The sequence below is a fragment of the Candidatus Brocadiaceae bacterium genome, from assembly GCA_012728835.1.
Lineage (GTDB): Bacteria > Planctomycetota > Brocadiia > SM23-32 > SM23-32 > JAAYEJ01.
The window spans coordinates 1-10,655 of record JAAYEJ010000020.1 but is presented as its reverse complement, the minus strand read 5'-3'; the positions used below and the strand labels follow the sequence as shown (position 1 = coordinate 10,655).

The 10,655-nt window shown below is 73.5% G+C and carries 13 protein-coding genes; 1 reads left to right on the top strand and 12 read right to left on the bottom strand.

The window, feature by feature from the left end; genetic code table 11:
* Positions 1-142: 142 nt before the first annotated feature.
* The 12 genes from GXY85_03300 to GXY85_03245 all read right to left on the bottom strand — a co-directional run bounded on the left by GXY85_03300 (position 143) and on the right by GXY85_03245 (position 8,658).
* Entirely contained in the window at positions 143-364 is a 222-nt protein-coding gene (locus tag GXY85_03300) for a hypothetical protein (protein NLW49854.1), read from the bottom strand.
* A 14-nt stretch (positions 365-378) separates the two neighbouring features.
* Complete coding sequence (locus GXY85_03295) at positions 379-1,281, bottom strand: hypothetical protein (protein NLW49853.1); 903 nt, start codon at positions 1,279-1,281, stop codon at positions 379-381.
* Positions 1,282-1,297: 16 nt separating this feature from the next.
* Entirely contained in the window at positions 1,298-1,750 is a 453-nt protein-coding gene (locus tag GXY85_03290; protein NLW49852.1) for a hypothetical protein, read from the bottom strand.
* Positions 1,751-1,772: 22 nt separating this feature from the next.
* Positions 1,773-2,204, bottom strand: a complete 432-nt coding sequence (locus GXY85_03285; protein NLW49851.1) for a DUF1320 domain-containing protein — start codon at positions 2,202-2,204, stop codon at positions 1,773-1,775.
* Between the two features lie 73 nt (positions 2,205-2,277).
* Positions 2,278-3,162, bottom strand: coding sequence for a hypothetical protein (locus GXY85_03280; protein NLW49850.1), 885 nt, complete (start codon positions 3,160-3,162; stop codon positions 2,278-2,280).
* 47 nt (positions 3,163-3,209) lie between these two features.
* Complete coding sequence (locus GXY85_03275) at positions 3,210-3,674, bottom strand: hypothetical protein (GenBank protein NLW49849.1); 465 nt, start codon at positions 3,672-3,674, stop codon at positions 3,210-3,212.
* A gap of 34 nt (positions 3,675-3,708) precedes the next feature.
* Entirely contained in the window at positions 3,709-4,866 is a 1,158-nt protein-coding gene (locus tag GXY85_03270; protein ID NLW49848.1) for a hypothetical protein, read from the bottom strand.
* Positions 4,863-6,104 carry a DUF935 family protein gene (locus GXY85_03265; GenBank protein NLW49847.1) on the bottom strand — a complete coding sequence of 414 codons (1,242 nt, stop codon included), beginning with the start codon at positions 6,102-6,104 and terminating at the stop codon, positions 4,863-4,865. The genes GXY85_03270 and GXY85_03265 overlap by 4 nt, the downstream gene beginning before the upstream one ends.
* A 27-nt stretch (positions 6,105-6,131) precedes the next feature.
* Positions 6,132-7,640 (bottom strand): hypothetical protein, encoded by a 1,509-nt coding sequence (locus GXY85_03260; GenBank protein NLW49846.1) that lies wholly within the window; start codon positions 7,638-7,640, stop codon positions 6,132-6,134.
* A gap of 28 nt (positions 7,641-7,668) precedes the next feature.
* Positions 7,669-7,908, bottom strand: coding sequence for a hypothetical protein (locus GXY85_03255; protein NLW49845.1), 240 nt, complete (start codon positions 7,906-7,908; stop codon positions 7,669-7,671).
* Entirely contained in the window at positions 7,901-8,191 is a 291-nt protein-coding gene (locus GXY85_03250) for a hypothetical protein (GenBank protein ID NLW49844.1), read from the bottom strand. The genes GXY85_03255 and GXY85_03250 overlap by 8 nt, the downstream gene beginning before the upstream one ends.
* Complete coding sequence (locus GXY85_03245) at positions 8,191-8,658, bottom strand: hypothetical protein (GenBank protein ID NLW49843.1); 468 nt, start codon at positions 8,656-8,658, stop codon at positions 8,191-8,193. Before GXY85_03245 ends, GXY85_03250 begins: the two co-directional genes overlap by 1 nt.
* Before the next feature lie 296 nt (positions 8,659-8,954).
* On the opposite strand from GXY85_03245, the gene purD reads away from it, so the two are divergent.
* Positions 8,955-10,232 carry a phosphoribosylamine--glycine ligase gene (gene purD / locus GXY85_03240; protein NLW49842.1) on the top strand — a complete coding sequence of 426 codons (1,278 nt, stop codon included), beginning with the start codon at positions 8,955-8,957 and terminating at the stop codon, positions 10,230-10,232.
* Positions 10,233-10,655: the final 423 nt, after the last annotated feature.

Below are 10,655 nucleotides of genomic sequence, written 5' to 3'. Positions count from 1 at the left end.
GCCGCCGCCTGAGCTCATCACCGACGCGACGGACGCATGCGGCTCCCGCCGCACGTTGCGCCGGTAGGCCGACGGCGTGGCGAACACGTGGTATCCCAGGTCCACGTGACGCGTTCCATCGTCGAAGTATCCGGGCATAGCGTCACGCTCCGGCGGTGGCCAGTTGTTTCAGGCGGCGGACCATGCGGTCCAGCTCGCTGCGCATGGCGGACAGTACGGCGGTGTTCTCGCGCTGCATCTGCAGGGCCTGTTCGGCGAACCGCGCCAGGGACGTCTGCAGGGCGGCCAGCGCGTCGCGCTCCAGCGCCAGTGCGGCCAGGGCCTGCCGGTGGGCTTCGAGCACGTGTTCGGTGTCGGATGCCATGGTTCGGGCTCCCGTCATTCGCTGAGGGACACGGTCCAGTCGAGGTCGGAGCCGGACTCGTCGGTGCCGGCCTCCAGGTCGGCCGTCGCGTGGGCGATCGCGTCCGGCTCGGCGGCGTCCGGCGCGGCGACGACGTGCGCCGCGGGCAGCACCAGCCGGAGCGAATGCCCTGCGGGGTGCGAGAGCGTCATCTCGAACCGGACCGGCCGGGCGGTCCGGAGGGCGTCGCGCAGGAGCGCCGAGTCGGCCGGCAGCGTCAGCCGCAGGCGCACGTCGCGATGGCCCGCGTGGAGGCAGGCGATGCCGCCGGGGGCCGCGGGGCCGGGCTCCAGGTGGTTGTGCACGGTCAGGGCCAGTTCCTCTACGCCCGGGAGCGGCTCGGAGTCGACCAGGACGGCGGCGTCGTCCCACGTGAACGGCACGGGCGCGAGGTCCGAGTAGTCGAAGTCCTCCGGCGAGAGCGTCGGGCGGGGCTCTTCGGCGCGGGCGACGAGGTGGAGCTGCACGGCCAGGTCGGGGTCGCCGGTGCGGCGGGTCAGTTCCAGGCGGTCGACGACGGCGCCGGTGCAGCGTCGGGGATCGACCGGGGTGTAGAGGTCGGCGGTGTAGCTGTCGGGGGCGTCGCCCGTGCGGCGGGCGGCCATGCGCAGCAGCAGGTCGGCGCGCCGGGGGTGGAGCAGCGTGTGGAGGCTGCCGGCGACGCGAGGTCCGTGCGGGAGCGAAACGGTGCGGCGGAAGCCGCCGTAGAACGTGTCCGGGCGGAAGCGGGGCTGTTCGGCCGCCAGCGTGCAGCCGCCGGCGGCCAGGGGCAGGGCGGTCCATTGCGGCTCGGCCGGGCACTGTGCCCAGACGGCTTCCGCGCAGAGGCGCAGGTGCCGTTCGCGGCCCGTGTGGCGTTGTCGGGGCGGTGCGCTCATGGTGCGGGCCTCCGGTTCATGGGATGCGTCGCCAGAGGAGTTCGACCTCGACGTCGGCGGACCAGAGCATGCGCGGCCCGTGCTCGTCGGGCAGGGGTTTGCAGCGGACGGCCCGCACGCGCACGGCGGTGAGGCCCTCGGCGGCGAGGCCCAGGCGGTCGGCGCTGCAGGCGTGCACGCAGTCGACGACGAGCGCGGCGAGTTCCTCGCAGGGCGCGGCGTCCTGTCCGGCCGTGAGGATGCCGACGTGCAGGGTCTGGGCGATCTCGCATTCGACGTTGGCGATGCGGCGTTCGGCGGTTCCGGCCTGCGCCACGCTGAGGGCGGGGCAGAGGGCGGGCACGACGGCGAAGCGCCGGCGCAGTCCGGGGCCGAACTCGACGCAGGTGCGCACGCGGGCGCGTATCTCCGGGTCGGCCCGGAGCGCGGCGAGCAGGGCCGGCCGGCCCTGGGTGAGGACGCTGCCCATGGGTCGTTGCCTCCGTGGGGGATCAGAGCGGTTCGCGGCGGCCGAAGAGGCGCGGGCAGGTCTCGGAGCGGACGCGCGGCGCGCCGACGCTCTCCGAGGGGCAGTCCTCGATGCCGAGCGCGGCGCGGCCTGCGACGACCTCGGTGAGCCAGCGGACGTCGTCCTCGTACTGTGCGCGGGCGTCGGGCGTGACGCTGTCGCGTCCGAGCCGGAGGAAGTAGACGGCCAGGTTGACGGCGCGCACGGCGACGGCGGGCGGGCAGCGGCCGTCGGGGCGCCGGACGGGCACGGCGAACCGGACGGCGAGGTAGCTGTCCATGAGCGCCTGGGCGTCTTCGATGGCGCGGGCGACCACGGCGGTGTCGGCCTGTCCGTCCCCGTCGTGGTCGGCCAGGGCGGCCAGGTCCTCGTCGCCCACGCGCGCAACGACGTCGGCATGTGTGCAGTAGCTCATCGTCGTCTCCCTCTCCGTAGTGTTGTGGGCGAGGGGCGCCGGGGGGCGGGCGCCCCTCGCCGGGCACGGCGCGTCAGCCGCCGTTGCTGGCCTGGATGAGCCAGGGCGCCAGCACGGCGACGGCGCAGCGGCGCCGGCCCTTGTAGGCGTAGCGTTCGCGGTAGAAGGCGTCCTCGTCGTCGGGGCGGTCCTTGGCGGTGAACTCCGGCCCCTCGCGGTCCTGGAGGACCATGGGCCGGACCGGGTCGGTGTCCATCAGGAACCATGCCGTGCTGGAGCCGAGCCGGCCGAGCACGAGGAGTTCGCAGCGCCCGTAGTGGGGGTTGGACGCGCCGCCGTCGAGGAACTGGACCTGGAGGATCGCCTCGGCGGCTGCGCGGCCGGCGGGGCCGCAGACGAGCACGTCGGGCCGGAGCCCGAGCGGGCCGCCGTCGGGGCTGAGGCGGGCCTCCAGGGCGGCGACGGCGAGCCCGAAGCTCTCGGGGGTCAGGGCGGCGTCGCTGCGGTTCGACCACGGCTGCCCGCCGACCCACTCGTGGTCGGCGCTGAAGACGGCGGTGCCGTCGACCCACTCGTCCGTGAAGCCGGACAGGAGCACGTCGGCGGCCAGGCGCAGGGGATAGAGGGCGGCGCGGCGGCCGAGCTGGCGCACGCCGGGCCGGTAAACGCCGATGTTGTCGTCGGCGATGTCGTTGCGCTTCACCTCCACGATGCGGGCGAAGGTGCGGTTCGGCACGCTCTGCACGAACGTGCCGATGCCGGTGATGGTCACCTCGTCCAGGACCTCTTCCAGGTCGCCCAGGAGGGTGGCCGTGGGGTATTCCTCGCCGGCGGAGGTGCTGGGCACGGTCTCCATCAGGCGGAGGACGTCTTCGTCTTCGGTGCTCTGCACGGCCTCGTTGAAGGTGGCCTTCAGGCCGGTGAAGACGGCGTGCAGGTTGCCCTGTGTGATCTGCATGGGGCCGATCTCCTCAGAATGGTGGCCGGGCGGCCGCGTGCGGGCGGTCAGCCCCCGGCCGTGGTGGTCGTGGGTTCGTTCCAGCTCCGTCCGGCCTCCACGGCGCCGTCGATGTAGACCCAGCATTCGCCGGGGCCTTCGATGCGGTCGATGCGTCCGACGTGCACCTCGTGCGTGACATTGTTGGCGGCGTCGACCGTGTGGTCGTCGACGGCGCAGACGCGGGCGGCCATGGCAGCCTGCGTGAGCGCGCCGCGGTAGTCGAGCCGGAAGCGCCCGCGCCGCCGCACGACGACGTGGACGTCGCCGTCGTCGCCGTTGTCGTTGTCGGCCCGCTCGGTGGCGATGCCCTCGAAGACCAGGCCCGCCGCATCGGCCGCCGGCACGGCGCAGCCGTCCGCGTTGGCGCACACGAGCGCGCCGCAGTAGATGCATTCGCCCCCGGCCACGGGGATGGCCAGCAGGTCGCCCAGGCTGTAGCCGGTGACCCTGTCCGAGGTCAGTGCGGTCATGGGTGCGTCTCCTCCACAAGGGGATGGCGGCGGATCAGAGCGCCGCCCGGAAGGCGTCGGCGCTCAGGCCGAGCTGCCGGCAGACGGCCTGCTGGGCCTCGTCGAGGTCCGGGGCGGCGGGCGCGTGGGCCCGGCCGGTCCGGGGCGCCGAGAGGACCGGCGGCAGGACGTTGAGCACCTGCCGGGCGGCCTCCAGGTCGCGTACGGCCTCGCGCAGGTAGAACTCCCGCAGCGCGGGCGGCAGGCGGCCGTCGCGCACGGCTTCGTCCACGACCCGTTCGGCCTCGGCGCGGGCCCGCGCCTGCCGGAGCGCGCCGACGGCGTTGAGGACCTCCGGCCCCGGCGCCTCCTCGGGCAGCCCGAGCAGCGCACGCACGGCGTCGAGCGTGGCGGCCGGCTCCCGGAGCCGGATCAGCGCGGCGTTCACCGCCGTGGCGTCGGCGTCGGGCTCCAGGCCGAGCGCGTGAGCGGCCGTCCGGGCGGCGTCCGTGTGCGCCGGCCGTCCTTCGAGTTCGGTCACGCGTGCCGCGGCGTTGCACACGGCGACGGCGACGCGGGCGTCGTCGGCCCCGGCCTCGACCCCGAGCAGGCCGGCGACCTGCCCGGGCGTTCGGTCGAGCGTCTGTGCGAGCGTGTCGATCAACGGCATCGATCGGCCTCCGTCTGGAGGTGCGGTGTCGCCGGCGCGGTCGCCGGCGTTCGAATTCAGTCCTTCCAGTTCGGTGAGGAACGGCGTGTTCGTCAGCGCGAGGCTGTGGATCTGCAGGGGCACGGGGCGGCCGGTGACGCGGTCGGGCCAGGCGAAGCGGAGCACGGGCGAGAGGTAGCGGAACTCGCGGCGCCCGATGGCGGCGGCCGCCTCGGCCGTCCAGAGCACGCGGCCCCAGAGTTCGCAGCCGCCGTTGCGCAGCTCCATGCGGCGGATCCATCCGGCGGCGGGCGCCCTGCCGGCGATGGCGGGGGCGACGACGCTGGCGTGGTGGTAGTCGATGACCAGGTCGGCGCCGTGGGCGGCGTGGTGGCGCTCGAAGCACTCGAGCGCCGCCCGCAGGTGCACGGGGCCGATCAGCTCCGGGGCGGTGGGGTGGCCGAGCCAGGCGCCGGTGCGCAGCAGCATGACCCAGGGCGGGGCCTCGGGGCCGGAGGGGTCCATACGGGCGACGGCATTGCGTGCGGGATCGGCGGCGGTCATGGGCGGTCCTCCGGACGGGGGCCGAGGACGGCCTGTCCTGCGGCGGGTCGGGGGATGTTGAACTTCTCGTAGGCCCAGTCGGCCGGGATGGCCAGGCCGGCCTCGCTGAGCGTCTTGACGGTGGCGGCCAGTTCGGTCAGGTCCTGGGGCCGTTCGGCGTCGAACCGCCAGAGCGGCGCGGGATGGTCGGCGCCGAGGTTGAGGCGGACGATGGGGGCGAGGAGTTGCTCGGAGAGGGTGCGTGCGAGCGCTGCGGCGTCGGCCTCGATCAGGTCCCAGCGGACCTGGTTGTGCACCTGGCCGAGTGCGTAGGAGCCGCCGCCCTCGCCGCCGCTGGTGAGCGTCTGGCCCAGGACGGCGAGGGTGAGTTCGCGGCCGGCGCGGTCCAGGATGTGTTCGAAGACGGAGCCCTCGCCGGCCGTGCGGGTGTCGAGCACCTCGATGCGGTTTCCTTCGCGCATGACGGCGGCGGCGTCCATGCCGAGCGCGCGCACGGCGTGCCAGAGTTCGCGGGCCTCGTCGGAGTCCCACGGCACCTCCTCGCGGAGCCAGCCGATGCGGGGCGGGGTGCCGTAGAGTTCGGCGAAGGCCATCCAGTCCTTCCAGGCGACGTGGCGTACGATGAAGGCGCGCACGCAGGAGCGGAGCAGGCCGGTGCGTGCGCAGAAGCCGCTGCGCGCCTTGACGCGGTGCACGACGAAGTTCAGCGCGTTCACCGGGGCGCCCTGGCCGTCGTCGGTGCGCAGCCGCAGGGCGCCGTCGTCGTCCTCGTCGGCCAGGCGGAACCAGCGCTGGGGGCGGTAGAGCAGGCGGGCGGGGCGCCAGGCCGTCCGGTCGGTGTTCCACCGGACCTCCAGCACGCTGAGCCCCTTGGGCACGGCGTCCAGCAGGTCCAGGACGGCCTGGCGCATGTCGGGGATGCCGTCGATGACCCGGCGGCAGAACGCGGCGGCGCGGGCGGCGGCCTCGGAGGCGTCGGCGGGCCGGATGTCGAACGGCAGCCGGGCGACGCCCGCCTTGCGCGTGCGCAGCAGGGCGTCCAGCTCGCCGTCCTTCTCCTCCATGCGTTCGAAGAGTTCGGACTGTGCGGCCAGGTCGCCGGTCTCGGCCGCCAGCAGCATCTGCTTGATGCGGCGGGGCGTCAGCGTGTCGATGTCGACGTGCCCGGCCACGGTGCGCGCGCCGAAGGCGGTGGGCGCGGCGACGGGCCCGGGGTCGGGTCGGCTCGCGGCAGGCATGGCGTGTCTCCGGAAGGTGCTGTGGGGTCAGAGGTCGCGCAGGTCGCGCCGGCGCGACAGGCTGCGATAGGTCCGGCAGGCCGTTGCGCGTGCGAAGGCGGCGGGCAGCAGTTCGTCGCAGCCCGCCGCGGCGTCCGGCCCGTCCACGTAGCCGTCGGGGTAGCCCAGGAACTGCTCCTGCAGCGTCTTGACGCCTGCGTTCGGGTTAGCGGGGAAGCGCCAGCGCCCGGCCTCGAACTGGGTGCAGAGCGCCTCGATGCGCAGCGCCTTCGGGCGGGTGTGCGTCACGTAGCGCGCCGGGAGGTGCTCGCCGCGCCGGGCCGCCATCATGCCCAGCAGTGGTCTGAGCAGGGCGTAGCCGCCGTTCTGTTCGATGCCGATGACGCGCGGGCGCAGGCGGCGGCTGAAGGCGAACAGGCGCTCGGCCATGGCGGCCGGCGAGCCGCGCTCGATCCAGGCGTCCAGCACGTAGCGCACGCCGGTGTCGCGCTCGGCGCCCACGGCGACCAGCGCCCGCGGGCAGCCGGCCTCGCTGACGGCCGGGTCGAGGAACGCGACGACGTCCAGCCGGTGCGGGTCCACGTCCTGCGGGCGGTATACGCCGAACCACTGCGGCTGGAAGGGCTTGTCGGGATCGTCGGCGGTCAGCGCGTAGTTGCGGAGCCAGTTGCGCAGGCCGATGGTGGCGCGGACGCGCCCGAGCACCTCGTCGGTGAACCGCTCGGGCCAGACGCTGCGGCCGTCGCGGGCGACCTTCTGCACGAAGGTGCGCGCCAGGGGCCGGCCGGCGGCGTCGCGCCGTTCGCTCAGCCGGCGCGCGCGCTCCAGCATGCAGTCCGGGCCGAACATCGTGCCCAGCACGGTGAAGGCGAAGGCGCCGGGCTCCAGGGCGGGCAGCACCTCGTCCATCAGCCAGTCCCAGAGGTGGCGTTCGCGCTCGGGGTTGCGGGCCAGCTCGGCGTCCTCCAGGTCGTCGCCGATGAACTCGGCGGGCCGGTGCTCGCCGTAGCGGCGCCCGCGCGGGCTCATGCCGATGCCGAACGCCTCGAACCGGGCCGAGCCCTGGCCCATCGCCAGGCGCATGATCCACTCGGTCTGGGGGCCGGTGACTTCGGGCTCGCCGTAGTCGCCCCGGATGCGCGGGTTGTTTTCCAGCTCCAGCCGCACGTAGTCCATGTTCTGAGCGGCGAGCTTCTGCACCTGGCTGCCATAGAGGAAGTAGGGGGCCCGGGCGCCGAGCGCGCGCCGCAGGGGGCGGGCCAGGGCGAGGAGCGCGCTCTTGCCGGCGCCGCGGAATGCGCAGACGAACGTCGGCATGCCCGGCGCCCCGACGGCCGACAGCATCCGGCCGTGGAAGGGGGCGAACGGCGCGCTGAAGTAGTGCGGCAGGTAGGTGCGGCACCATGCGAGCATGGGCAGGGCGCGCCGGGCGGCCGCCTGCTCGGGGCTCGATTCCGGGAACGGAGTGGCATGCTGCTCGATCAGGGCCAGGATGCTCAGCCGGCCGTGGTCATGCTGTCGGGACCAGAGCCCCATGGTTCGCCCGCCCGCCGGGAGGAATCGGTCACATCAGCAGGGCGCGCAGGTCGCGCGCGAACTGCTCCAGGGCCTTCATGCGGCCCGCGGCGTCGCAGAACGTCTCGGCGCTGGCCCGCACCTGGGCGACGTCGGTTTCCAGCAGCGGCGTCAGGCCGCTGACCAGGCGCGCCAGCCGTTCGGCGGCGTGGCCGGCCTCGGCCTGCGCTTCGTCCCGCCGGCGGCGCACGTCCACCAGAAGCGTCTCCACCCGCTCGCGTTCAGCCATTGCCGTGTCTCCGGTCGCACTCCTCGTGGGATACGAACGCCTGCCGGTCCTGGCGCGCCTCGGCCTTCAGGCCGCGCAACTCCTCCAGGATCAGGTCCACGCGGGCCGTCAGCACGGGCAGCCCGCTGACGGCGCAGTCGCCGCGGGCCAGGCGGGCCTCGATGCCGTCCAGACGGTCCTCCACGTGCTGGCGCCAGCGGCCCAGTCGGAACGCCACCACCCAGCCGCCGATGAACCCGCCGCAGAGCGCCGAGGCGGCCGATATCGCCGTTTCGATCCACATCACTGGTTCTCCCGCTTCAGCTTGTCGAGGTACATGTGGATGGCCTTTCGCACGGGCTGCATCTCGTCCTCGGTCAGCGCCTGCAGGCAGAAGACGGCGAAGTCCCTGACCACCCGCAGTTGGGCGTCCAGGTCCTGCGCGCCCTGGAGGAACTCGAGGATCCTGCAGATCTTCAGCATGCGGTCCTCGGCGCCCTTCTCCGGCTCGTCCCCCTCGTCCACCAGGGCGGCCAGGCGCCGTTCGAGCCGGGCGCGCAGCTCGGCCGGCGAGGCCCGTCCGGGCCGTGCGGGGCGCGGGCCGTCCGTCGATGCAGCCGGCGCGCGGGCCGCGCGCCGCCAGCGGCGAATCGTGTCCGGCGACCTGCCGACCGCCGCGGCGATGACCCGCGTCGGCACGCCCTCGGCCTCGAGCACGCGCGCTCTGTCCATCCGCTCGGCCCGGCTCAGTCCCGGCGTGGGATCCGTCATGGCGTCGCCTCCCGTGAATGTGTCGGCCGTCCTCATGGCAACCTCGAGTATATGCGTCTTGTGTCCGAACCCTGTCCCAAGAGGCCCCTAAAGTCCGCCGAATCTCGATTTTTCGGGCAACAAGTGGGGACTCTGCGGACTTTACGGACTCTACGGACTCTACGGACACCCGGTTTCGCGCCGTGGGCAAGCCCCCCCGGGGGGGCCGGCGGCGCGTTTGACCGGCGGCCGTGGGGGCCGATATACTGGCCGGCCTTGCGTAAGCAGGGAGAGCCGTCACAGGAGGTCGAGGCCGGATGAGAGTGCTCGTGATCGGGGGCGGGGGGCGGGAACACGCCCTGGCGTGGAAGATTGCCGACTCGCCGCTGGTGGACCAGGTCTACTGCGCGCCGGGCAATGCCGGGATCGCCGAAGTGGCGGAGTGCGTCCCCATTGCGCCCGGAGACATCCTGCGGCTGCGGCGGTTCGCCCGCGAGAACGCGATCGACCTGACGGTCGTCGGGTCCGAGGAGCCGCTGGTGAAGGGCATCGTCGATTCGTTTGCCACGGCGGGGCTGCGTGTGTTCGGGCCCACGCGCGAGGCCGCGCGGCTGGAGGGCAGCAAGGTCTTCTGCAAGCAGCTCATGCAGCGGCACGGCGTGCCGACCGCCGAGTTCCGCACCTTCAACGGGCCGGAGCGCGCCAAGTCGTACCTGGAGATGATCGGCGCGCCGGTGGTCGTGAAGGCCGACGGCCTGGCGGCCGGCAAGGCGGCGATCGTCTGCCGCACGCTGGGCGAGGCATTCGAGGCCGTCGATCGCATCGCCATCCGGCGCGAGTTCGGCGAGGCGGGCGGGCAACTGGTCATCGAGAGCTGCCTGAAGGGCGAGGAGGCGAGCGTGATCGCCTTCACCGACGGGCGCACCATCGCCTTTTTGCCCTCGGCCCAGGATCACAAGGCGGTCTACGACGGCGACAGGGGGCCGAACACCGGCGGCATGGGCGCCTACAGCCCGGCGCCCGTCATCACCGACGAGCTGGCCGCCCAGATCGAGCGCGAGGTGTTCGTGCAGACCGTCCACGCCATGAACCGCGAGGAGAAGCCCTACCACGGCGTCCTCTACGCCGGCATCATGGTCACCGACGACGGCCCGCAGGTGCTGGAGTTCAACTGCCGCCTGGGCGACCCCGAGGCCCAGGCGCTGCTGATGCGCCTGGAGAGCGACATCGTGCCCGTGCTCCTGGCCACGCTCGACGGCACGCTGGACCAGGTGGACATCCGCTGGGACATGCGTCCCACCCTGTGCGTCGTCATGGCCTCCGGCGGCTATCCGGCCGCCTACGAGAAGGGCTACCCGATCGAGGGCCTCGAGGACGTCCGGGCGATGGACGACGTGATGGCCTTCCATGCCGGCACGGCGATCGAGGACGGGCAGCTCGTCACGAGCGGGGGGCGCGTGCTGGGCATCACGGCCCGCGGCGAGACGATCCGCCAGGCGCGGGACCGCGCGTACGAGGCGGTCGGAAAGATCCACTTCGCCGATGCTTACTGGCGCACAGACATCGGCTGGAGGGCCATCGAGCGGCCGGCGTGACGGCCTGCGCGCCGGCCCCACACGGCGCATGTGCGGGCGCCGGCCCCTCTTTGTCATTCTGAGGAGCGGAGCGACGAAGAACCTCGCCCGTGGGGTGGTCGGCACGGGTGCGAGCCGGGCGGCTCGTGTTGCGTGCGGCGTCCGGGGCGGACGCTTCGCCGCAGTCGTTGGGTCGAGGTCCTTCGCGCCGCCTGAGCGGCGCTCAGGATGACAGCAGGGTGGTCGGCGCGGGTGCGAGCCGGGCGGCTCGTGTTGCGTGCGGCGTCCGGGGGCGGACGCTTCGCCGCAGTCGTTGGGTCGAGGTCCTTCGCGCCGCCTGAGCGGCGCTCAGGATGACAGCAGGGTGGTCGGCGCGGGTGCGAGCCGGGCGGCTCGTGTGGCGTGCGGCGTCCGGGGGCGGACGCTTCGCCGCAGTCGTTGGGT

Excerpts from the sequence above, each read along its gene's own strand:
- GXY85_03295 (NLW49853.1), bottom strand. The coding sequence starts at position 1,281 with ATGAGCGCACCGCCCCGACAACGCCACACGGGCCGCGAACGGCACCTG.
- GXY85_03290 (NLW49852.1), bottom strand. The coding sequence starts at position 1,750 with ATGGGCAGCGTCCTCACCCAGGGCCGGCCGGCCCTGCTCGCCGCGCTC.
- GXY85_03245 (NLW49843.1), bottom strand. The coding sequence starts at position 8,658 with ATGACGGATCCCACGCCGGGACTGAGCCGGGCCGAGCGGATGGACAGA.
- GXY85_03265 (NLW49847.1), bottom strand. The coding sequence starts at position 6,104 with ATGCCTGCCGCGAGCCGACCCGACCCCGGGCCCGTCGCCGCGCCCACC.
- GXY85_03280 (NLW49850.1), bottom strand. The coding sequence starts at position 3,162 with ATGCAGATCACACAGGGCAACCTGCACGCCGTCTTCACCGGCCTGAAG.
- GXY85_03270 (NLW49848.1), bottom strand. The coding sequence starts at position 4,866 with ATGACCGCCGCCGATCCCGCACGCAATGCCGTCGCCCGTATGGACCCC.
- GXY85_03275 (NLW49849.1), bottom strand. The coding sequence starts at position 3,674 with ATGACCGCACTGACCTCGGACAGGGTCACCGGCTACAGCCTGGGCGAC.
- GXY85_03260 (NLW49846.1), bottom strand. The coding sequence starts at position 7,640 with ATGGGGCTCTGGTCCCGACAGCATGACCACGGCCGGCTGAGCATCCTG.
- GXY85_03285 (NLW49851.1), bottom strand. The coding sequence starts at position 2,204 with ATGAGCTACTGCACACATGCCGACGTCGTTGCGCGCGTGGGCGACGAG.
- GXY85_03300 (NLW49854.1), bottom strand. The coding sequence starts at position 364 with ATGGCATCCGACACCGAACACGTGCTCGAAGCCCACCGGCAGGCCCTG.
- GXY85_03255 (NLW49845.1), bottom strand. The coding sequence starts at position 7,908 with ATGGCTGAACGCGAGCGGGTGGAGACGCTTCTGGTGGACGTGCGCCGC.
- purD (NLW49842.1), top strand. The coding sequence starts at position 8,955 with ATGAGAGTGCTCGTGATCGGGGGCGGGGGGCGGGAACACGCCCTGGCG.
- GXY85_03250 (NLW49844.1), bottom strand. The coding sequence starts at position 8,191 with ATGTGGATCGAAACGGCGATATCGGCCGCCTCGGCGCTCTGCGGCGGG.